The organism is Sediminibacterium ginsengisoli, from assembly GCF_900167075.1.
Taxonomy (GTDB): domain Bacteria; phylum Bacteroidota; class Bacteroidia; order Chitinophagales; family Chitinophagaceae; genus Sediminibacterium; species Sediminibacterium ginsengisoli.
Window position 1 is genome coordinate 52,547 of record NZ_FUWH01000006.1, and the last position, 22,829, is coordinate 75,375.

The 22,829-nt window shown below is 44.9% G+C and carries 21 protein-coding genes; 9 read left to right on the top strand and 12 right to left on the bottom strand.

Annotated elements, in window-relative coordinates; genetic code table 11:
• Positions 1-12: 12 nt before the first annotated feature.
• Genes B5D42_RS11310 through B5D42_RS11325 form a run of 4 tightly spaced genes read right to left on the bottom strand, consistent with a single transcriptional unit; the run spans position 13 to position 2,356 of the window.
• The gene (locus B5D42_RS11310; protein WP_078831624.1) at positions 13-204 is read right to left on the bottom strand and encodes a hypothetical protein; all 192 of its coding nucleotides are present in this window, start codon (positions 202-204) and stop codon (positions 13-15) included.
• 38 nt (positions 205-242) lie between these two features.
• Positions 243-1,088, bottom strand: coding sequence for an Rpn family recombination-promoting nuclease/putative transposase (locus tag B5D42_RS11315; RefSeq protein ID WP_078831625.1), 846 nt, complete (start codon positions 1,086-1,088; stop codon positions 243-245).
• Positions 1,089-1,143: 55 nt separating this feature from the next.
• Complete coding sequence (gene ygiD / locus B5D42_RS11320) at positions 1,144-1,965, bottom strand: 4,5-DOPA-extradiol-dioxygenase (RefSeq protein WP_078831626.1); 822 nt, start codon at positions 1,963-1,965, stop codon at positions 1,144-1,146.
• Between the two features lie 34 nt (positions 1,966-1,999).
• Positions 2,000-2,356 (bottom strand): YraN family protein, encoded by a 357-nt coding sequence (locus tag B5D42_RS11325; RefSeq protein ID WP_078831627.1) that lies wholly within the window; start codon positions 2,354-2,356, stop codon positions 2,000-2,002.
• A 71-nt stretch (positions 2,357-2,427) separates the two neighbouring features.
• Between B5D42_RS11325 and manA the strand changes: the two genes are divergently transcribed.
• Both manA and B5D42_RS11335 read left to right on the top strand, forming a co-directional pair.
• Positions 2,428-3,645 carry a mannose-6-phosphate isomerase, class I gene (gene manA, locus B5D42_RS11330; RefSeq protein ID WP_245825656.1) on the top strand — a complete coding sequence of 406 codons (1,218 nt, stop codon included), beginning with the start codon at positions 2,428-2,430 and terminating at the stop codon, positions 3,643-3,645.
• Positions 3,646-3,707: 62 nt separating this feature from the next.
• Positions 3,708-4,277, top strand: coding sequence for a DUF6580 family putative transport protein (locus B5D42_RS11335; RefSeq protein WP_078831628.1), 570 nt, complete (start codon positions 3,708-3,710; stop codon positions 4,275-4,277).
• Positions 4,278-4,365: 88 nt separating this feature from the next.
• On the opposite strand, the gene B5D42_RS11340 is transcribed toward B5D42_RS11335, so the two are convergent.
• The 3 genes from B5D42_RS11340 to B5D42_RS11350 form a co-directional block, all read right to left on the bottom strand.
• Complete coding sequence (locus tag B5D42_RS11340) at positions 4,366-4,929, bottom strand: UbiX family flavin prenyltransferase (RefSeq protein ID WP_078831629.1); 564 nt, start codon at positions 4,927-4,929, stop codon at positions 4,366-4,368.
• 37 nt (positions 4,930-4,966) lie between these two features.
• A complete protein-coding gene (gene glgP / locus B5D42_RS11345; protein WP_078831630.1) occupies positions 4,967-6,619 on the bottom strand; it encodes an alpha-glucan family phosphorylase in 1,653 nt (550 codons plus the stop codon).
• A 120-nt stretch (positions 6,620-6,739) separates the two neighbouring features.
• Complete coding sequence (locus B5D42_RS11350; protein WP_078831631.1) at positions 6,740-7,684, bottom strand: hypothetical protein; 945 nt, start codon at positions 7,682-7,684, stop codon at positions 6,740-6,742.
• A gap of 94 nt (positions 7,685-7,778) precedes the next feature.
• Here B5D42_RS11350 and B5D42_RS11355 point away from each other — a divergent pair, with 94 nt between their 5' ends.
• Entirely contained in the window at positions 7,779-9,665 is a 1,887-nt protein-coding gene (locus B5D42_RS11355) for an Nramp family divalent metal transporter (protein WP_078831632.1), read from the top strand.
• Here B5D42_RS11355 and B5D42_RS11360 read toward each other — a convergent pair.
• A complete protein-coding gene (locus B5D42_RS11360; RefSeq protein ID WP_078831633.1) occupies positions 9,662-10,486 on the bottom strand; it encodes a universal stress protein in 825 nt (274 codons plus the stop codon). The genes B5D42_RS11355 and B5D42_RS11360 overlap by 4 nt on opposite strands.
• A gap of 182 nt (positions 10,487-10,668) precedes the next feature.
• Here B5D42_RS11360 and B5D42_RS11365 point away from each other — a divergent pair, with 182 nt between their 5' ends.
• The 3 genes from B5D42_RS11365 (at position 10,669) to B5D42_RS11375 (ending at position 13,830) form a co-directional block, all read left to right on the top strand.
• The gene (locus tag B5D42_RS11365; RefSeq protein ID WP_078831634.1) at positions 10,669-10,986 is read left to right on the top strand and encodes a carboxypeptidase-like regulatory domain-containing protein; all 318 of its coding nucleotides are present in this window, start codon (positions 10,669-10,671) and stop codon (positions 10,984-10,986) included.
• A gap of 153 nt (positions 10,987-11,139) precedes the next feature.
• Positions 11,140-12,372, top strand: coding sequence for an NADP-dependent isocitrate dehydrogenase (locus B5D42_RS11370; RefSeq protein ID WP_078831635.1), 1,233 nt, complete (start codon positions 11,140-11,142; stop codon positions 12,370-12,372).
• 156 nt (positions 12,373-12,528) lie between these two features.
• Positions 12,529-13,830 carry an NAD(P)/FAD-dependent oxidoreductase gene (locus B5D42_RS11375; RefSeq protein ID WP_078831636.1) on the top strand — a complete coding sequence of 434 codons (1,302 nt, stop codon included), beginning with the start codon at positions 12,529-12,531 and terminating at the stop codon, positions 13,828-13,830.
• A gap of 7 nt (positions 13,831-13,837) precedes the next feature.
• Here B5D42_RS11375 and mqnE read toward each other — a convergent pair whose 3' ends face one another.
• The 4 genes from mqnE to dnaE form a co-directional block, all read right to left on the bottom strand.
• The gene (gene mqnE, locus B5D42_RS11380; RefSeq protein WP_078831637.1) at positions 13,838-15,019 is read right to left on the bottom strand and encodes an aminofutalosine synthase MqnE; all 1,182 of its coding nucleotides are present in this window, start codon (positions 15,017-15,019) and stop codon (positions 13,838-13,840) included.
• A gap of 67 nt (positions 15,020-15,086) precedes the next feature.
• Positions 15,087-16,328, bottom strand: coding sequence for a nucleoside permease (locus B5D42_RS11385; protein ID WP_078831638.1), 1,242 nt, complete (start codon positions 16,326-16,328; stop codon positions 15,087-15,089).
• A 134-nt stretch (positions 16,329-16,462) separates the two neighbouring features.
• The gene (gene trxA / locus B5D42_RS11390; RefSeq protein ID WP_317042010.1) at positions 16,463-16,870 is read right to left on the bottom strand and encodes a thioredoxin; all 408 of its coding nucleotides are present in this window, start codon (positions 16,868-16,870) and stop codon (positions 16,463-16,465) included.
• Positions 16,871-16,969: 99 nt separating this feature from the next.
• The gene (dnaE, locus tag B5D42_RS11395; protein WP_078831639.1) at positions 16,970-20,641 is read right to left on the bottom strand and encodes a DNA polymerase III subunit alpha; all 3,672 of its coding nucleotides are present in this window, start codon (positions 20,639-20,641) and stop codon (positions 16,970-16,972) included.
• A 204-nt stretch (positions 20,642-20,845) separates the two neighbouring features.
• Between dnaE and B5D42_RS11400 the strand changes: the two genes are divergently transcribed.
• The 3 genes from B5D42_RS11400 (at position 20,846) to B5D42_RS11410 (ending at position 22,769) form a co-directional block, all read left to right on the top strand.
• On the top strand, positions 20,846-21,517 hold the full coding sequence (locus tag B5D42_RS11400) for a C40 family peptidase (protein ID WP_176112986.1): 672 nt from the start codon (positions 20,846-20,848) through the stop codon (positions 21,515-21,517).
• 88 nt (positions 21,518-21,605) lie between these two features.
• Positions 21,606-22,475: an Rpn family recombination-promoting nuclease/putative transposase gene (locus tag B5D42_RS11405; RefSeq protein WP_078831641.1), complete on the top strand. Its 870-nt coding sequence runs from the start codon at positions 21,606-21,608 to the stop codon at positions 22,473-22,475.
• A complete protein-coding gene (locus B5D42_RS11410) occupies positions 22,476-22,769 on the top strand; it encodes a hypothetical protein (protein WP_078831642.1) in 294 nt (97 codons plus the stop codon).
• Positions 22,770-22,829 lie beyond the last annotated feature (60 nt).

Here is a 22,829-nt window from a genome sequence, read left to right on the forward strand (position 1 = left end):
TAATTAAATGTGTCATTGTAAGTACTCAATAGATATGCCCGTTATGCCTGCGATTTCATTACAGGAATACCCTTTACTTTTCATTCTGTTGATGATTTCGTTGCACATGTCATTCTTGCCTTTTTCAATCCCGATTTCTTCAGCAAAATCAAGTTGATTTTCACGGTCTCTTTTTTCTTTTAATTTTACCTGGTAGATGGTCATGTCTATGCCTTGATTAATTTATTGAATAATTAAATGTGTCATTGTAAGTACTCAATAGATATGCCCGTTATGCCTGCGATTTCATTACAGGAATACCCTTTACTTTTCATTCTGTTGATGATTTCGTTGCACATGTCATTCTTGCCTTTTTCAATCCCGATTTGTTCAGCAAACTCCAGTTGATTTTCACGGTCTCTTTTTTCTTTTAATTTTACCTGGTAAATAGTCATTTCTTCTTTATTTAATGAGCCCAGCCGGGCAGTGAAAAATAATTTTCTGTATACAGCATTTCCGCTGAATGCCTTGGGTATATCCTGGAAAGTGGACATGTGTTTGAGCAGAAAAAGCCATTCATCTCCACGGTTAGCCAGCTCTGATTCCTGTTTGGTGAATTTGGGTATTTCAATATAGATCAGGTGCAGACAGTTGGTGAATAAACGGCAGCTGTGGTCATCTCTCAGGCTGATCTCATGCACTGCATTCTGACCAGGTGATAATGGAAACGAGAAATTAAGTATATTAATCATGTATACCGGTGACAGCCCGAAATTCCATTTCCCTTTTTTCTCCTGTTCCTGGATAGCCATGGTAGCATAAAAAAGACTACGGTCTGCGAACTTTGACTGACTGGCATTTTGTAATTCTATAATGACTTTCTCTCCCTGGTCTGTTTCACAAAAAAGGTCAAAAATGACTTTTCTGCCCGTGCGTGTACGCCCCATTCGTTCCGTATTCAGATGAATGACGGATCTGACCGACTTTTTTAATATCGCATTCAGAAAATCGGTAAGCAAATCCTGGTTCTGCTCCGGACCAAATAATTTTTTAAAAGAAAAATCTGTAAACGGATCTACATATATCCCTGCATCACTATATCCTCTCATCTCCCAAAACTACACCCGCCTACAATGGATCACAATACGTATTTATACCCTTTTTTTAGTTCCCGATTTGCAAAGATGTCATGGAGATAGAACCAAAAACAGTTTTATCGTTAAAGAAAGAGATGGCTTCTTCTTTTTGCTGTAATCCTAATATATAAAGTAAAGGAAGGTAGTGTTCGGGCGTTGGTACTGCCATGCTTATTTCACGTCCGAGCTGGTGGTATTGTGTTAACAGCAGGGAATTATTTTCCTGTATAAACCGCTTGATCATATTATTGGCCTCATCTGCCCAGTCAAATCCTGCATCGGGCAATCTCCAGTTCATCATTCCGAGATTGTGAACCATATTGCCGCTGCCGATGATCAATACGCCCCGGTTCCTGAGCAACCGCAGCTCCTGTGCCAGACTGTAATGCCATTCAGGTGGCTGGTTTTTATTCAGACTCATCTGTAATACCGGGATAGTCGCATCCGGATACATATGTTTCAATACACTCCAGGCTCCATGGTCTAATCCCCAGTCTTGATCTAACCCCACACCAGTGGTTTGAATGGTTTCGCTGGTAAGACGGGCTAATGCCGGACTTCCGGGTGCATTGTACTGCACATCGAAAAGTGCCTTAGGGAAACCGTAAAAATCATGAATCGTTCTGGGTTGTTCCATTGCTGTTACCCATGTGCCGTTTGTTTCCCAGTGTGCGGAAATACAAAGAATCGCATTGGGTTTCGGTAAACCTGCCGCAACTTTCTGCCAGCCGGTCGCAAATTCATTTTCTTCGATCGCATTCATAGGACTGCCATGGCCTATAAACAATACCGGCATAGTGGGTGTAGGAATAAAATCCCGGGATAGTGCATTCAGATCGGCTAATTGCATAACTATAGCTTGACGGTTCAAAACAAATCACAACTCAAAAGTACACATCCTCTATCAAAAACACTTCCTTCAGTATATTGTCCTGAAACGTAATGGCCAGTACATCAAACTGGATATACTTCCATTCGGGATGCCTGTACTGGTATTCTTCAGCAGCATTACGTAAATGCCGCATTTTTTCCATAGTGATACTCTCTTCCGGGTGCCCGAAACGGTGCGAAGTGCGTGTTTTTACTTCCACGAAATGCAGTTTCCCGTTGCGCGAAGCAATGATATCTACTTCCCAGTGCCTGAAACGCCAGTTCCTTTCCAATACCTCATAACCTGACCGGGTAAGGAAGTCCACGGCATGCTGCTCGCCCGCACTGCCGGTATGTTTATTATTCTTCATGCTAATAATTTCTTATTTCTTAAAAAATAAATGAATTGTGAGCGATATTTACCCTCTAAATCCGAACAAGTTTGGTACAGATACAGGATAAAATTTTACGGATCGAAGGTAAAGTGCAGCATTACGCCTGGGGCGGAGTCTCTTTTATCCCTGATCTGCTTGGTATAGATAATAAAGAGGGGCTCCCTTTTGCGGAATACTGGCTTGGGGCACATCCTTCTGCTTCGGCTATAATACAGACTTCAGGTGGAAATACGCCATTAAATACCTGGATCAGTGCTCACCCCGTAGATGCTCTCTCTGAAAGGGTATACCGGAAATTCGGCGAATTGCCTTATCTCTTTAAGGTGCTGGATGTGCGCGAAATGCTTTCTATCCAGGTACATCCTTCCCGATCAGAAGCCGAAAAAGGGTTTGACAATGAAGAAAAGGCGGGCATTCCCATCGGTGCTACGCAACGTAACTATAAAGACCGTAATCACAAGCCTGAGATTACGGTTGCCCTGAGCAATTTCTGGTTATTGCATGGATTTAAAACTTCACAAAAAATAGAAGAGACCCTTCTGGAAGTTCCGGGGTTCAATATTCTAATCCCTATTTTCCGGCGCGAAGGTATAAAAGGCCTTTACCGCTTTGTAATGGAGATGGAACAGCCGGAAGTAAATACGATGTTATCACCACTTGTTAGGCGGGCTTTACGACAGAAATCTGCCGGTGAACTGACCAGGCAGGATCCGCACTGGTGGGTTGCAAAATTCTATGCCGCCGATCCGGATCCTGAGATCATTGACCGTGGTATCTTCTCCATCTTCTTCTTTAATATTGTTAACATGGCTCCGGGTGAAGCCATTTTCCAGGGCGCAGGAGTTCCTCATGCTTATCTTGAAGGCCAGAATATGGAACTGATGGCAAACAGCGATAATGTGTTGCGTGGCGGACTTACACCCAAGCATATCGACGTACCTGAATTGATGAAACATATTCTCTTCGACGAAGTTAAGCCTGCCATACTTACCGGAATCTCAGCACTGCCGGGCGAACTGGTCTATCCCTGCCCGGTGCCGGATTTTGGTATCAGCAGGATCTCGCTTACAGGAGGAATGTCTTACGAATCCCGGACGTACTCCCTGGAAATCATCATTGCAATGGAAGGTGGTGCCCTTGTAAATAACAGCACTGTACTGAAAAGGGGGGATGCTGTCGCTATTTTACCGGATACAGAATACACAATCGAATCATCGGGTTCCTGTGTATTGTTCCGGGCACTTGTGCCGCTGGAACAGGAATAGTGCTGTCATTGGTACAAGGATAGAATTTTAAATGTATTTTTGTTTCGTAAAGATGATCTAATATGAAAAACAACCGGTCTTTTTTGATTGCATTACTGCTCACCGTGGTAGTTACCGCATTATATCGTGTTATGCCCAACAGGCCTTACGGATTTGCACCGCAGATCGCTGTTGCGCTGTTCAGCGGAGCTCTTTTTGTTAAGAATAAAAAATGGGCTTTTGTAATGCCGCTGCTTTCCATGTTTATTTCCGACCTGCTGTATGAAGTTCTTTACCTGAACGGATTGAGCGAGATCAAAGGTTTTTACGGCGGCCAATGGGTAAATTATTTACTGTTTGCCGGACTTACCCTCTTTGGTTTCCTGATCAGACCCGATAAAGCATCTAATGTACTCGGCGCGGCGCTGGCTGCTCCTACTACTTATTTCCTGGTGTCGAATACGATTGTATGGGCCGGTAACGGTGGTTATCACCGCCCTAAGACTTTTGAAGGACTGATGACCTGCCTGGCCGACGGATTACCGTTCTATAAAATGGGAATCATTGCAACAGTGGTATTCTCCTGTATTTTGTTCGGAAGCTACTACCTGCTTACCGTCAACAACACAAAAACTGCAAAAGTCGCTGCCTGAAAACAGCTATAGCTAATAAAACAAAAGGCGCTCTGAAACAGAGTGCCTTTTGTTTTATTATACCGTACTGGAAAGAATAGGATATCGATCAATCCTGGCCCCACCTGTACCCGTTATTGTCGAATCCTGCAAGATCCAGGACCCTGTCTGTAACAGTGGCTGCCACAGCTTCAATAGTGGCCGGCCGGCTGTAAAACGACGGTGTAGCCGGGCAGATAATTCCTCCGGCCAGTGTTACCTGCTCCATGTTTTTGATATGTACAAGATTATAGGGCGTTTCTCTTACCATTAAGATCAGTTTCCGTCTTTCTTTCAGCATCACGTCTGCAGCGCGCGTAACAAGGTCGTCACTGATACCATTCGCTATCCGTCCAAGCGTACCCATACTACAGGGCGCTATGATCATTGTATCATACATAGCCGAGCCTGAAGCGAAAGGCGCATTGAAGTCATATTTGTCGTAATAGCGGAACGGGTATTCGCTGTAAGCTGTATTGCCGAGTTCCGTCTGCCAGACCTGCTCTGCATTTTTACTCATCACAATACCTGCATCACTTAACTGACCGCTCATTGCTGTGAGCTTATCGAGCAGTACTTTGGCATACACTGATCCGCTGGCTCCTGTTATGGCAACGACTACTTTTCTCTTCATATTGTTATTTGAAATGCAAAGATCTTATCTCTTTGCATTACTTATACATGATGTCATAATATTCATGTGCCATCCTGTTACTGTCGAACTGGAAACGCACATCGCGCATGCCGTTTTTGATGATCTGCCTCCAGGTATCAAACTGGTTATAATATAACGGTATGATCGTATTCTCAAGCATATCGTATGCAGTATTCAGGTCGTATTCATCCTGGTCGTGCGTTGTCATGTTCTCATAATCTGCCTTCGGGATCACAAAACCATTATGACCATGGTCGATGAATTCCGGTATCCAGCCATCATCAGTAGAAAAATTGACGGCTCCGTTCATAGCAGCGGTCATGCCGCTTGTTCCGGATGCTTCCCGTGGCACACGTGGATTGTTCAGCCAGATGTCTGCTGCCTGTTTGAGGCGTTTGCTCAATCCAAGCTCATAGCCGATCAATACCGCTACATTCTTATAATTTTTACTTAAATGCACCAGGTTGTTGAACTGTGAAATGGCAGGATAATCTACCGGGTAAGGTTTGCCTGCCCAGATGATTTGTACCGGTTGTGCGGTACTGGCCAGCATTTTTTCGAACCGCTCCATATCGTAGGTGAGCATATCTGCTCTTTTATAACCTGCGAAACGCCTGGCCCATACAATGGTAAGTACATTAGGGTCGAATACTTTGCCTGTCTGGTCTGCAACAATTTCAAAAGCTCTTTTCTTCAGGTGTTTTTTTCTGTCGTCGAAGCTGTAATCATCATTGTCTTCCATGGCTTTGTACATCTGCTTGTCGGCCCAGTAACGCCAGTTCTGTGCGTTGGTAATGGAAGTGATAGGACAGATGCCTTCATAGTTCTTCCACATTTCCCGGCTCACATTTCCATGCAATGCCGATACACCGTTGGCTTTTCTTGCAAACCGGAGGGCTGCCAGTGAGTGATTGAACTGATCGTCTGTAATACCGGTGAGCTTTCTCACTTCGTCGATGCTGAGACCACAGAAATAACTCATTTTATGGCAGAGGTAAATATCATGTTTTTCATTGCCGGCCTCTTCCGGGGTATGCGTAGTGAAAACAAGATGTTCTTTCACTTTTTCCACACTTTTGAATTTGTTCAGCAGGTAAAAAGCAGAAGAAATACCATGGGCTTCGTTGAGATGGTATACATCGGGGTTAAAGCCCAGCTCGTCTATCAGTTTAGCGCCACCTACGCCCAGCAGGATGAACTGTGCTACCTTGGTAGCTACATTGGCATCATAAAGGCGGTGTGTGATCGTTTGTGAGATATAGTCATTTTCCGGAAGATCGGTACTCAGCAGGAAAAGTGGTGCGCTGTTAAACGTTTCCGGCGCGAGATAGTAAGCTTTGATCCATACAGGATGATCATGGATCATGATCTGGAATTTAATACCCGTATCCTGTAGAAAACTGTAGTTCTTTTCCATGAATGTGACCTGCAGTGTCTGATCCTGGTTACGTGTCTGGTCGTAATAACCGTATTTCCATAAAATGCCTATGCCGATCAGGTTCTGCCTTAATTCATACGCGCTGCGCAAATGCGAGCCTGCAAGAAAACCCAGACCGCCGCTGTATATTTTCAACGGCTGATGTACCGCGAATTCCATTGAAAAATAAGCTACTTTTTTTGCGTATTGCTCATCGCACTGATAGGGAACATTATAACTTCTGAAATTCATAAATCTGCTTTTACATAGATAATTACCTTGCTAAGATACTGGTTTCTGAAAAATGTACTTTTTACACAGTTTGAATATGTGTAAAAAAGATAATGAAGGATTGAAATGAATAAATGACCGCTATTTTTTCCTGCTGGTTTTAGGTTCCCGTTTTTTACGGAACGTATCATCGAAAAAACAGCGGATGCCACGGTGATTGCCGCAGCTGCCCTGTTCTTTCAGGGTCAGTTCATTTCCTTCAAAGGAGAAATCGATCACGCAGGGATCGCCGTTTTCGCTGAACTGGCCTGTGGTATTGGTTTTTAGTCTTAATATACCTTTCAATTCTCCGGTGCAGGAACCATTGTTTTTCTCGAAATGAACAAAAAACAGGTAGCTATTAGTATTGGCTCCATCGCGCAGCGAAATATAATTACGTTTATCCTGCACATAATCACCGCTGAATTTATTCTTTCGCGGTAAGGTGTCTATTGGGTTGATCACCACCATATTCTTGGTGTCTTCATTAGAATCGTTGATCACTACCATGAAAACTCCTGCATTGTTATATACCCAACCCGCACGCGAAAATTGTAAGGTATTGTCTTTGCCGATCCTTTCCCTGCTGATAATGAATGTAGGTTCCCGGTTAACAGATACTGAATGCGAATAACCATCGTCATTCATGTTAGACAGCAATTCCTTTCCCGCAAGAAATTTCATTTTTTTATCCGTAACAAACACTGCCACACGCGTCTTTTTTCTACTGGTGAAAGTGGTGAGCAGGTAATTTTCTTTTTCTTTCTCGATTAGTCCTACCGGGCGTATGACCAGCTTTTTTTCTTTTCCCACAATAGCTTCAATAGCGCTGTCGGGGATGAACTGGTTGAAAGCTTTATAGCCGATCTGTAAGGTGTCTGCAAGCTTGAGCATATTGGTGTCTGCAATCAGCAGGCTTCCTTTGAGCTTCGGGAAAGCAGCAGCGAAATCCGCGGCTTTCAGCGGGGTATTACCGGAGAAGTCGGTCTTTTTTTCTCCGCAGGACATCAAAAGCAGTAAAACAGAACAGAAGAACCAGTTTTTCATACAATAAATGTAAGCGTTTCAGGTGAAGTGTATGTTTTTGATATAATTTAATCAGGAATTAATTTTAGGTTTGTCTAAATTTAATGGTTAGTCAATGGCAGAAAAGATACATTCGGATCATTCACTCAGCGAAGTACATGAATCGGTGGATACTACCGTTCCGCGAAAAGGCTGGCGCAGGATACTGGCATATATCGGCCCCGCATACCTGGTGAGTGTAGGTTATATGGACCCCGGTAACTGGGCCACGGATCTGCAGGGTGGTGCAAAATTCGGCTACAGCCTGATCTGGGTATTACTGATGAGTAACCTTATGGCACTTCTGCTCCAGAGCCTCAGTGCAAGGCTTGGTATTGTACGTCGGCGCGATCTGGCCCAGGCCAACAGGGAGACCTATCCGCCCATTGTCAATTTTTGCCTTTATATCCTTGCCGAGCTTGCTATCGCCGCAACCGACCTGGCCGAAGTGCTGGGTATGGCCATCGGTATTTACCTGCTTACCGGGTTGCCGCTGATCTGGGGAACGGTGATCACTATTTTCGATACCTTCCTTTTCCTGCTCCTGCAGCGATACGGGATCCGTAAAATGGAAGCTTTCATCATTGCACTCGTGGCTACTATCGGAGCTTCTTTCCTGGTTGAGCTGCTGCTGGCCAAGCCTAAACTGGCTGAAGTAGCTACAGGCTTTATCCCGTCTGCATTTACACATGAATCATTATATATCGCTGTTGGTATTATCGGCGCAACAGTGATGCCGCATAATCTTTACCTGCATTCCGCATTGGTGCAGACACGCAAGATCAGCAATGACCGGAGCGGGATCAGGCGTGCGATCAAGTACAACTTCATAGATAGTTTTGTTGCACTGAACGCGGCCTTTTTTGTAAACGCTGCCATACTTGTGCTCGCGGCTACAGTATTCTTTAAAACAGGTAATACGGAAGTGGCACGGATCGAAGATGCACACCAGCTGCTTCAGCCTTTATTGGGCACGCATCTTGCCCCGATCCTTTTTGCTGTGGCCCTGATAGCAGCAGGACAAAGTTCTACCGTTACCGGAACACTGGCCGGGCAGATCGTAATGGAAGGTTACCTGAAACTACGGCTGAACCCATGGTTGCGACGTTTGCTTACGAGACTGATTGCTATCGTACCTGCCGTAGTAGTGATACTGCTGTACGGAGACTCCAAAGTAGACGACCTGTTGATCTTCAGCCAGGTGGTGTTAAGCCTGCAGCTCGGTTTTGCAGTGATCCCGCTGATCCATTTTGTGAGCGACAAAGACACGATGGGAGAGTTCGCGATCGGTACCAAAACTAAAATCATTTCCTGGCTCGTGGCTTGTATACTTGTATTTCTCAATGTAAAACTGGTGGCGGAAGAAGTGATCGGTGTATTTGAAACCAATGCGGCCTGGGGCTGGAAAGTGTTGCTGGTACTGGTTGTGCTCGCGTTCATTGCACTTTTTTCTGTAATGACTTTCCTTCCGCTTGTTCGGAAGCGGAGAAGCCGGCATCTTACGGCATCCATGCACAGTGATGTGGCCAATCTCGGCGATCTGAGTGTTCAACCCGCCAATAAAATTGCAGTTGCGCTGGATTTTACTGCAGCAGATAAACAATTGATCGCTCATGCCGTTAGCCAGGGTAAACATAATACCCGTTATATTTTAATGCATGTAGTGGAAAGTGTTTCTGCCGGTTACCTTGGTGCTGCAAGTGATGATGATGAAACGCGGAAAGACAGGCTGAGGCTTGAAACCTATGCAACACAGTTAAAGGAAATGGGATACCTGGTGGATATTGCACTGGGGTACCGGAACAGGGCCCCGGAAATTGTAAGAATGGTGAAAGAATCCGGCGCAGAAATGCTCGTGATGGGGGCTCACAGGCATAGCGGACTGAAAGATTATATTTTCGGAGAAACCATCGAAGACGTGCGTCACGCATTGAAGATCCCGGTGCTGATCGTGAATATCTAAGCTATTTGCGGAACGGTTACGACCGGAATACCAGAGTCGTACGATAACAGTTTTCGCGTAAGCCTGTTCCATAATCCAGGGAGGATAAATTCCCTGGCAGGATTGATGAGGATAAGGTCTGCATTGATCTTTTTCGAAAAACGAAGTGTGCCGCTTGCCAGGTTGGCATCTTCCAGGGTTACTGTCTGAACCGGGATCGCCGCCATTTTATGAATGGTTTCCATGCTTTGCATAATGCTGATATGATCCGGCTCCCCGTTACTGCCACGTAATGATAAAAGATAAATAGTAGACCGGAAATGCTTGCCCAGCATTGCAGCCAGTTTTACCTGTAAAGCGTAGTCAGAATCGTTCATCGGCACTACGATCTTTTTGAAATGGCTCACCAGTCCGTCGTGCTTCACTGCCAGCACCGGAACACCTGTACGCTGCACTGTGTTGTAAATAGAGAAAGAAGAACGCAGGTGGTGGAAAATACTGAAACGCGGGATGCCGATCACCACGAGGTCCATTTTATATTGCTGCATATAGCTTGCCAGTGCTTCGGCAGGATTGCCTTCAATCACACTGATCTCGATATTGCTTTTGCTGCAGATCTGTGGCCTGTATTCATCTTTCAGGGCAAGTAAACGTTCCGTAGCCCTTTGCATCGCCACGGTATTGTTATGCCAGAAAATACTCGATGACCTGCTTCGGATCACATGCACCAGGTGAATATGTGCATGAAAAGTATTGGCCATTTCCGTGGCCTTCTGAAGGGCCCAGCTATTCCTGGCTGTAAAATTGACCGGAACCAATATGTTTTTTAATCCTGTAACCATGCTGCGTAGAAAAAAAACCTGTTCCAACACAGAATGGTTCCCGACTGTTGAATTTATTCTACCATTTAGGGAGCAGATCGTTCTAAATGTTAAAAAAAACAGCCCGCTTTAACAATTGGGTTCGGGCATAGTTATTCGTCTGGATATTATTCAGCAATTCTTCACCTCAAATACCATATCATATGAAAAAGACATTACTCACCCTGGTTCTTGCTTTCCTCGTAATGGCAGGCTTTCTGGCATTCCGTGCATTTAAGGCAGGAACTGTAAAGGGAATGATCACTCCGGTAAAAGCCGCATCGGTTGTATGGGTGCTTTCCACCACGGATACGCTGAGGGGCGATATCGTGAACGGAGGATTTGAAGTGGGCAACGTAAAACCAGGCATGTATAAACTGGTAGTAGAAGCAGTACCGCCCTATAAAACAGCTGTAAAAGAAGGCCTGATGGTACAGGAAGGAGGCGTTACAGATGTGGGCGAGATCAAACTCGACCAGTAACCGTTTATCTGCCGGCACTTAAAGCAGCTCTACGGAGCTGCTTTTTTGTTCTTTCAGGCTTATTGCAAACAGATGACACCCCGGGGATGCACTAAAACAGTTTTAGCTTACATTTGTAACCGTTTTATATCACATACAAAAGCAAAACAAAAGATGGTGCACAAAATCAAAGTAGCCAACCCGGTGGTAGAACTGGACGGCGATGAGATGACAAGGATCATATGGAAATTCATTAAGGAGAAGCTGATTCTGCCTTACATTGAACTGGACATTAAATATTATGACCTCGGCGTAGAATACCGTGATGAAACAAACGACCAGGTGACTGTAGATGCAGCCAATGCCATCAAACAATATGGCGTAGGTATCAAATGCGCAACCATTACACCAGACGAAGAGCGTGTAAAAGAATTCAATCTGAAACAGATGTGGAAAAGCCCTAACGGAACTATCCGGAATATCCTCGATGGTACCGTATTCAGAGAGCCGATCGTTTGTTCCAATGTTCCGAGGCTGGTGCCTAACTGGACCGCTCCGATCTGCATCGGCCGTCACGCATTCGGCGACCAGTACCGTGCAACGGATTTTGTAACCAAAGGAAAAGGAAAGCTTACTGTAAAATTTGAAGGTGAAGACGGAACCGTACAGGAATTTGAAGTGTTCAACTTCAAAGGCGATGGTGTTGCGCTCACCATGTACAATACTGACGAAAGTATTACCGGCTTTGCACGTGCCTGCTTTAACCAGGCGCTGATGAAAAAATGGCCGCTGTACCTGTCTACCAAAAACACCATCCTGAAAAAATATGATGGCCGTTTTAAAGACATTTTCGAAGATATCTATCAGAAAGAATTCAAAGCTTCATTTGAAGCAGCAGGCATCACCTATGAGCACAGGCTTATCGATGATATGGTAGCCAGCGCCCTCAAATGGAACGGTAATTTTGTATGGGCCTGTAAGAACTACGATGGCGACGTACAAAGCGATACTGTAGCACAGGGATTTGGTTCACTGGGTCTGATGACATCTACCCTGGTAACACCAGATGGTAAAGTGATGGAAGCAGAAGCGGCACACGGTACGGTTACCCGCCACTACCGTGAGCACCAGAAAGGAAAACCAACTTCTACCAACCCGATCGCTTCGATTTTTGCATGGACAAGAGGCCTGGAGTTCCGCGGAAAGCTGGATGGCAACCAGGAGCTGATCGATTTCTGTCATGCACTGGAAGCGGTTTGTGTTGAAACCGTAGAAAGCGGTAAAATGACCAAAGACCTGGCCGTATGTATTCATGGAAATAAAGTAAACCATGGTGAGCATTACCTGTACACCGAGGAATTCCTGGATGCACTGGATCAGAATCTGAAAGCCAAACTTGGCAAGTAAGAACTGGTTGTAAAATGATTAACAGGGAGCTGTCGCTGCAAAGTGACAGCTCTTTTTTTGACTGTTTTGTGGTTATAAAGCCTGCTTTAACAGGGTAATGGTATAATGTGTTGTACCTTTGGTACAGCATTTTCAGTAAGGCATTAAACTGAGGTTATGGCGAAAAAACAGATCGTTATCCTGGGTGCCGGATTCGCGGGACTGCAGGTGGCAAGGCATATCGTACACACGGATTATGAGATCACGCTGATAGACCAGTACAACTTTCACCAGTTCCAGCCATTGTTTTACCAGGTAGCAACAGCAAGACTTGAACCAAGCTCCATCTCATTTCCGCTCCGGAAAGTTTTTCAGAAAAAAAGAAATGTGCATGTGCGTATTGCCTGTGTAGAATCCGTAGATGTACAGCAGAAACGTGTGATCACCAATGAAGGCGATTTCAGCTACGATTACCTGGTAATTGCGACAGGATGTACCACCAATTATTTCGGGAATAAGAACATTGAGAAATATGCTTATCCTATGAAGTCGACTACCGAAGCCATTACACTCCGCAACCGGATCCTGCTCAATTTTGAAGATGCTTTATCCGCGTCTGCAGATGAACTGGAAGCGATCATGAATATTGTGGTGGTAGGTGGTGGCCCTACGGGAGTGGAGTTGTCGGGTTCTTTTGCCGAAATGAAAAAAAACGTATTGCCTAAGGATTATCCTGATATGGATTTCTCCAGGCTGAATGTGTACCTGCTCGAAGCCGGCCCCGCAACACTAGGACCGATGAGCAAAGCCTCGCAGGAAAAATCGAAGGAATACCTGGAAAAAATGGGCGTGAAAGTCTGGACCGGCGCACAGGTAAAAGACTACGATGGTAAAACGGTGATGCTGGCAGATGGCAGAACCATTCTTACGCATAACCTGATCTGGGCCGCGGGTGTAACAGGTAATGTGCCTCCGGGTATACCTCAGTCTGCACTCGTAAGAGGAAACCGGATCAAAGTGGATCATTATAACAGGGTAGAAGGAATAGAGGATGTATTTGCAATCGGTGATATCGCTTATATGGAAACACCGGATTTTCCCAAAGGCCATGCCCAGCTTGCCAATGTTGCCATAGCGCAGGCAAAGAATACTGCTTCTAATTTTTCGCGTTTGCAGAAAGGCGGGGAAATGAAAATATTCAAATACAAGAATCCGGGTACAATGGCCACTGTAGGGAAACGGAAAGCAGTAGTGGATTTACCATTCATGAGTTTCCAGGGCCGGCTTGCCTGGTTTGTATGGATGTTCCTGCATCTGATGCTGATCGTTAGTGTCAAGAACCGGCTGATCATTTTTATCAACTGGGCTATCAGTTACTTTACCAATGACACAACATTGCGCCTGATATTATTACCTACGAGGAAACAGGTGGAACTCGCGGAACAGCATCAAAAAGAACAGCCTGCAAATGCAGGCTGATAAGTATTTAATTTAACTGGGGATCAACGCCCGGCTCTTCCGGTTCAACATTGGAATAATCCCTGATCTCGTTGTATAAAGTACCCCGTTCAATGGGTTGTCTTTTTACCTGTCTGATCAATGTAACCAGTTCGGTGGTGCTCATAGCTGGTGTCTGCTCTTCACTTCCCGCCATCGCGTATATTTTAGTAGAATCGTCAATCGTTCCGTCGATATCGTTTACGCCAAATGAAAGTGATAATTGCGCGTTCTGCCTGCCCAGCATCGGCCAGTAGGCCTTGATATGGGGGAAGTTGTCCATATAGAGCCTTGCTACTGCATACATACGCATATCTTCCACTACGGTAGATTCAGGGATATGGCTCATCTCATTTTCCTTATTCCTGAACTTGAGCGGAATAAAAGTATTGAAGCCTCCAGTTTTGTCCTGCAGACGACGCAGTCGATCCATATGATCGATGCGGTGGTAGAATGATTCGATATGACCATACAGCATGGTTGCATTGCTGTGCATGCCGAGATCGTGTGCCGCTTTATGGATATGTAACCATCCATCGGCATCTACTTTATCATCGCAGATCTGCGTACGGATATCGGGGTGGAATATTTCGGCACCACCGCCTGGTAAAGAATCCAGGCCGGCTTCATGTACAATACGCATTCCTTCTTCAACACTGACTTTCGCCTTGCGGAACATATAATCAAGTTCAACAGGTGTAAAGCCTTTGATATGCAGATCCGGGCGATGCGCTTTGATGGCTTTGAGCAGGCTGGTAAAGAAATCCAGTGTCATTTTCGGATGAACACCACCTACGATATGCACTTCCGTTACCGGTTTGCCATCGTAACTTTTTACAATATCCAGCATCTGGTCGATGCTCAGTTCCCAGCCTTCTTCGCGGTGGGCATATAATCGGGAATAGGAGCAGAATTTGCACGAGAATACGCAAACGTTGGTAGGTTCGATATGGAAATTCCGGTTGAAATAGGTTTTATGACCATGCTTTTGCTCTCTGACCCAGTTGGCCAGCGCCCCGAGGAATGCCAGCGACCCTTTTTCGAAAAGCATAACGCCATCTTCAAAACTGATTCTTTCTTTACGGAGAATTTTTTCGCCTATCTGTTTGAGTTCATTACTGTCGTCCAATGCTGCAACCAATGCAAACGCGTCTGAGGTAGTAGAGATCATCTTCACATAATTTACCCTGCAAAATTACGCTGAATCATGCATACATAAACGAATCTTCTGAAAGCGGTTAATGCCGCACTTCCATTCGGGCATCCGTTGTATGTTTATAACGGAATACCAGCGGAAATATAAGCCCGAGGATCAGTGCATACCCTGCAAATGCCAGCCAGATATGCTGCCAGTTCCTGACGCCATCTACTGTAAAATAATCAACCACAAGTCCGCTGATCGTTCCGCCGATATAGGCACCGATACCATTGGTCATCAGCATGAACAAGCCCTGCGCACTTGCCCTGATCTTGATATCAGCCTCTTTTTCCACGAACAGCGAGCCGGAAATATTAAAGAAGTCGAAAGCCATGCCATAAATGATCATGGAAAGAATGAGCAGGTACAAACCATTACCAGGATCTCCGATGGCAAACAGGCCGAAACGGAATACCCAGGCAAAAATGCTCAGCAACATCACATTTTTAATACCGAAACGGCGTAAAAAGAACGGTATGGTAAGAATGAACAGTGTTTCTGAGATTTGTGAGATCGATAAGAGCAGGTTTGGATGTTTTACGCCGAAAGAGTCGGCATAACTTGTTTTGAAATCATCCAGGAATGCACCCCCGAATGCATTGGTGATCTGAAGCGCTGCACCCAGTAACATTGCAAAAACAAAGAAAATGGCCATTTTTTTTCTTTTGAACAGCACAAAAGCATCAAGCCCCAGCATGGAAGCGAATCCTTTTTTCGCAGCAACGGCAAGCGGCGGACATTTGGCCATTGTAAAAGAGTAGATCCCTAAAACCAATCCTGCGCCGGCGCTTACGTATAACTGCAGCGGACTTTTTGTCCAGCCGAAAATATCTACCATCCACATAGCTGCAATAAAACCGATGGTTCCCCAGACCCTGATCGGCGGAAAATCTTTTACGATATCATAGCCTTTTTTCTCCAGTACTATATAGGAAACCGTATTGTTCAATGCGATCGTAGGCATGAAGGCCATAGAATTGAGGAGCATGATAAAATAGAATGTCTGGTAGTCTTTTACGGTAGAAGCCCAGAACAGCAGAATAGCACCGATGATATGACAGGCTCCCAGTACTTTTTCGGCATTGATCCAGCGATCGGCCACAATACCCAGCAATGCCGGCATAAAAAGAGAAGCGATACCCATTGTGGCATATACTGCACCTACTTCTGCGCCGTTGAATCCTAATGTAACGATCATATAACTTCCCAGTGAGATCAGCCAGGAACCCCAGACAAAGAATTCCAGGAAGTTCATCAGGATAAGGCGCGCTTTGATATTCATGCTCAGTTTTTTAGTTAAAAATCAGCGGTTAAGATAATGAATAATGAATAACCAAATGATAATTTAAACCCGGGAATTCAGGCAAAAAAATACCCCGGCATGGTTGCGCCGGGGTATCGGGTATCGTTCAGCTCTTACAAATGAGCCTGGATCTTTTTATCGAATACAGATTTAGGAACAGCGCCGATCTGCTTGTCCACTATCTGCCCGTTTTTGATGAACAGGATGGCAGGGATAGAAGTAATACCATAATTCACACTCAGGTTCGGGTTATGGTCAACATTCACCTTTCCAACATTAACCTTGCCTTCGTACTCTTTTGACAATTCTTCAATGATTGGTCCGATAGCGCGGCAGGGTCCACACCATTCAGCCCAGAAATCCACTACGGTTAATTTATCGCTATCCAGCACTGTAGACTGGAAATTAGCGTCGGTTAATTCTAAAGCCATTGTTATTGTTTTAAATGATTGATTTGATTGATCTGTACCCGGTTCCTTGCGGTTCCGGTCACTGTTAAAAGGTATCAAATATAAATCCAAACCCTGATTCCTCTTCTTTTGACTTTTCCACCGATGTGATTAATGACGTTGCAACAGCAAACCTGCCAAGCGGACAGTTTTTTATGCCCGCTGACCGTATTAACCTGCCAGCCCAACATGAATTTCCAGGTCGGGATTATTCAGCAGGAAGTCTGCCATTCCTTCATTCATCCGGAATCCTTTTTCCAGTGAATAGAGGCTGATTTTCAGATTTTCCTTCGGTTCATACAAATTAAAACGAAGCGAGGTTTTGCCCGGGTTATCACGGACGTTTTTATCCATAAATGAAACAAAATCCTCGGAAATAGCGGCAGGATGTGCACTGATCTCGATGCTGCGGGTCATATTCTCTTTTACCGTTTCCAGCAGCGACATGATATTGATCTTGAAATCAAATTCCGTTGGTCTGCCGAAACGGGGCCTGAAGAAGCCGGTCAGCAATACATTCTGGCCCTTGTCGAGGTAATTCTGAAATTTGATATAATCTTCACTCCACAGAACAAATTCCGTTTTACCGCTAAAGTCTTCTATCACGAAAGACCCGAAGTTCTTTCCTGTTTTGGTTACCCTGTGCTGCACATCCGTGATCAGTCCTGCCACGCGCAGGCTTTTTCCCGGATTCGGCTGCAGGTGAAGCGTCAGTTTGATCTCGTTAAAGTCATTGATAGAGGTAATACCGTAATATTTAAGCTCGAATTTGAAATGATCCAGCGGGTGACCGCTCATGAACATCCCGGTTACATCTTTCTCATAATTGAGCAACTCTGTGAGTGTCCATGGTTCCGAATTGCTGATTTTCGGAACGGGAACATCCATGGCTGCAGAAAGGTCGCCGAAAAGCGTATTCGAACTGCCGGCCACTGTTTGCTGGGCCTGCCCGTAGGCGATGATCTTTTCAAGCCCCGTCATCCGCTCGCCATCCGGGATCCTGAAATACTGGGCTCTGTGCAGTTCGGGGAAACAGTCGAATGCACCTGAATAGGTCAGGCTTTCCAGCGATTTTTTATTGACGGTTCTCTGCAGCACACGGGTAATAAAGTCGAAAATGTTCTTGTACGCACCTGCTTTCGTTCTTTCCGCAATGATGGTTTCCACTGCGGCTTCACCCACACCTTTCAATCCACCCAGGCCGAAACGGATCTCCCCGTTTTTGTTTACGGCGAAGCCCTGTAAAGACTCATTGATATCCGGGCCGAGTACTTTAAGCCCCATTCGTTTACATTCTTCCATAAAGAATGTAATCTTTTCAATACTGCCCGCATGGTTAAGTACGCCGGCCATGTATTCGCTGGGATAATGCGCTTTAAGGTATGCTGTCTGGTATGCCACAAAAGCATAGCAGGTGGAGTGTGATTTGTTGAACGCATACTGGGCAAAAGCTTCCCAGTCGGTCCAGATTTTCTCCAGTTTATCGGCCGGATGTCCTTTTGCGGAAGCTCCTTCAATAAACTGCGCTTTCATTTTATCCAGTACCGCTTTCTGTTTTTTACCCATCGCCTTACGTAAAACGTCGGCATCGCCTTTGGTAAAACCTGCCAGGCTTTGGCTGAGCAGCATTACCTGTTCCTGGTAAACCGTAATACCATAGGTCTCGGCCAGGTATTCTTTCATGTCTTCCAGGTCATAGGTAATTTCCTCGCGCCCATGCTTACGGTCGATGAAGTTGGGGATATACGCGATAGGTCCCGGCCGGTACAGGGCGTTCATGGCAATCAGGTCATCGAATTTATCGGGCTTCAGTTCCCTGAGGTATTTCTGCATGCCCACGCTTTCAAACTGAAACGTAGCGTTGGTCTCGCCGCGCTGGTACAACTGGAATGTTTTCTCATCGTCAAGCGGTATCGTGTCGAGATCTATCGTGATCCCATGATTTTGTTTGATCAGCTCCAGCGCTGTTTTCATGATGGACAGCGTCTTTAAACCCAGGAAGTCCATCTTGATTACACCAGCATCTTCAATGATACTACCCTCGATCTGCGTTACCCAGAGATCTGAGTCTTTGGCAGTGGCTACGGGTATCAGGTCTGTCAGGTCTTTGGGAGCAATGATAATGCCCGCAGCATGGATACCGGTGTTCCTTACGGAACCTTCCAGTCTTTCCGCTTCCTTCAGCACCTGCGCCCTGATATCGTTGCCCTGGTATATTTCCCTTAATTTTTTTACATTCTCTATATCTTCCTGCTGGTAACCTTCTTTTTCTTCGAGCGATTTAGGGCCTTCTTTAGCAGTCAGCGGTGCTTTCAGCACTCTCCGAAGTTCAGTACCGGGCTTGTCCGGAACCAGTTTGGCCATCATATTACTTTCTGCCAGCGGGAGATCGAGCACACGTGCCACATCCTTGATGCTCATTTTGGCGGCCATGGTACCATAGGTAACGATCTGTGCCACCTGTGCCTTACCATATTTATCCACCACATAGTCAATCACTTTCTGACGGCCTTCGTCATCAAAATCCGTATCGATATCCGGCATACTTTTCCGGTCCGGGTTCAGGAATCGCTCGAACAGGAGATTGTATTTAATGGGGTCGATATTGGTGATCCCGATACAATAAGCTACTACGCTGCCCGCTGCGGAACCACGTCCCGGACCAACGAATACGCCGAGGTCGCGGCCGGCTTTGATAAAGTCGCTCACGATCAGGAAGTAACCTGCAAATCCCATGGTCTTGATCGTGAATAATTCGAAATCGATCCTCTCCTGTGTAGAAGGGGAGATATCGGTGTAGCGCATTTTAGCGCCTTCCATGGTAATATGTTTGAGGTATTCCCACTGGTTCAGGTTGGCATCGCCATGTATCTGGAATTCTTTCGGGATAGGGAATGCGGGCAGTAAGATATCTTTCTTCAGGTTGAGCACTTCTATCTTATCCACAATCGCATTGGTATTGTCGAGCGATTCGGGAATATCACTGAAAAGTGCGCCCATTTCTTTGGTAGACTTGAAATAGAACTGGTCGTTCGGGAATTTGAAGCGACGGTTCTTTACCTGCGCATCATCATTCACAAAATCATCAAACCCGGGAGTGGTCTGCTTTTCACCGGTATTGATACAGAGCAGGATGTCATGAGCGTTGGCGTCTGACTGATCAACATAATGGCTGTCGTTGGTAGCAATAACAGGCACATTGTATTTTTTTGAGAACTTGAGCAGGGTCTGGTTGATCAGTTCCTGTTCCTTGATATCGTGTCGCTGGATTTCGATATAAAAATCTTCCCCGAAGAGATCGAGCCACCATTTGAATTCCTGTTCCGCTTTTTCCTCGCCGTCATGCAGTATGGTTTGCGGAACATACGCACCGATGCAACAGGTGGTGGCGATGAGCCCTTCATGGTATTTTTCGATCAGTTCCTTGTCGATCCGGGGATATTTACTGTACATACCCTCGATAAATCCCAGTGAAGTCAGCTTAACCAAGTTCTGGTAACCGATCTTATTCTTCGCCAGTAATACCTGGTGATAACGTTCATCTTTGAGTTCTTTGGTAAAGGTTTTTGCATGCCTGTCTTTCACCACATAGAATTCGCATCCTACCACAGGTTTAACCACGGGCTCAACAATATCTTTACCGTTAGCATCCTTTCCAACTACTTTGGTATTTTTCCAGGCCTGGCTTACAAATTCAAAAGCGCCGAACATATTACCATGATCTGTAATAGCAAGTGCAGGCATCTGGTCTTCCGCTGCTTTTTTGTAAAGGCGGTCGATCGATGCAGCCCCGTCGAGCAGGGAATACTGGGTATGAACATGTAAATGAGAAAAAGAAGGCATAGACTACAAAGGTCGAAAATTAAAGCGATTTACAGCCTATTTCAGTTATCCACAGGCGTAATGAAACTGAAGAGAATGTTAAAAAGTTATTCGCACAGACGAGAATAGCAGTGTAAGGTCGTTATATTGCAAATCGTAGCTATGAAAGTCCGGCATTTATCTATATACTGTTTAATATTAATTGCGCTTACCAGTTGTAAATCATTGAGTAAACTGGGAGCCAGGGATAATTCTGCGGCAAAATCAACGGCCCGTAAATCTCCGGAGAAGGTAGAATTTCTTGACCAGATCGAAGTTACACCGGGTGCTGTGGTAACAACCAAGCACAAAACGAGTACTACAAATGCCAGATCTGCAGCACAACCACCAACGACTGTGTCTGTAAACCCGAATGCTATCCTGGTATCGGGGGATATTGAAAGAGCGAGCTGGCTGCAGTTGAAATATGCTGTGGTGATGGATGCGACTGTAGAAAAACTGACCAATATTCCACTTTTGGAAACCATTGATAAATGGTGGGGAACGAAATATTGCATGGGCGGGTCTACGGATAACTGTATCGATTGCTCGGCATTTACACAGGTTGTGATGCGTGATGTATACAAAGCGGCATTACCAAGAACTGCGCAGGAGCAATATGATCAGAGTGAGAAAATAAACCTGGAAGATCTGCAGGAAGGCGACCTTGTTTTTTTCCATACATCCGGGCGGAGCATTTCACATGTAGGCGTATACCTGCTGAACAATAAGTTTGTACATGCCGCAACCAGCGGAGGGGTGATGGTAAGCGATCTGAACGATACTTACTGGCAACCCAAATACCGTGGTGCGGGACGTGTTATAAAGCAGCCGGACACTACTTCTGCCGGCAAATAATTCTTCTTCTTTTACTCGTTCTTCCATACCTGAAAACAGGTATAAATACTGTACATAAAATTCATAAGCGCAATTTAATTTGCGTGGTATGAAAGGAGGAGCGGGGAATCTGTACGATCGGATATTTAAGGAAAACTTCAGCAGTCCGGGTAAGGGAATGATGCAGCGTATACTGGGTGTTCAGATGCTTGATTCTTTTACGATACCGGGCGGTCTGCATTATACGCTCGAGAAGCATGCAGATACGTTGTTTGAAGTAAGGCCGGAGAATAACGGCCCGCCATATATCGTGCATGTTGAATGGCAATCTGTCAATGACAGGCAGATGGCCCCGAGGATGCTTTTGTATCATTCTTTGATTTATCAGCTCAAAAAATTACCAGTAAGGGGCTATGTTATTTATGCGGGAGAGCAACGGTTATCTATGAGTGATAAAGTTGAGCATTTCCTGTTGAATTATGCATATGAGATCATCAATCTCACTGATCTGGACCCCGTCTGCTTTTTAGATTCGACTGATGCAGAGGACGTGTTGCTGGCAATTCTTGCCGGAAAAAGCAAAGGCGAGCAGAAAAGGTTGATTGTAAAACAGGTGATCCGCAGGTTAAAAGAATTATTACAGGGTGATGAAAGGGAACTGAAAAGGCGACTTGTCCAGCTTGAGATACTGGGCGGACTAAGAAACATTCAGGAAATCATAATAAAAGAAGAGGAAAATATGATTATTACTTATGATGTAACGAAAGACATTCGTTTTAAACAGGGCAAGGCTGTTGGAATGGAAAAAGGCAAACAGCGGGGAGTAAAAGAAGGAATAAAGCAAGGGATGAAAAAAGCAAAAGAATCAATTATTAGAAAACTGCTTACTATCCAGCAGTTATCAATTGATGATGTTGCTCAAATAACAGAGATGCCGGTTTCGGTTGTTAAAGGAATTAAGGATAGTTCATTGGATTAAATGATCGGATGGATTTACAATATCCAGGAAATTATAATAAAAGAGGAGGAAGATATGATTATTACTTATGATGTAACGAAAGACATTCGTTTTAAACAGGGCAAGGCTGTTGGAATGGAAAAAGGCAAACAGCGGGGAGTAAGAGAAGGAATAAAGCAAGGGATGAAAAAAGCAAAAGAATCAATTATTAGAAAACTGCTTACTATCCAGCAGTTATCAATTGATGATGTTGCTCAAATAACAGACATGCCGGTTTCGGTTGTTAAAGGAATTAAGGATAGTTCATTGGATTAAATGTCTGATGGGGTAGAAATTAAAGAGCAAAGAGGCGCAATAAGTTATCTTATTAAGAAA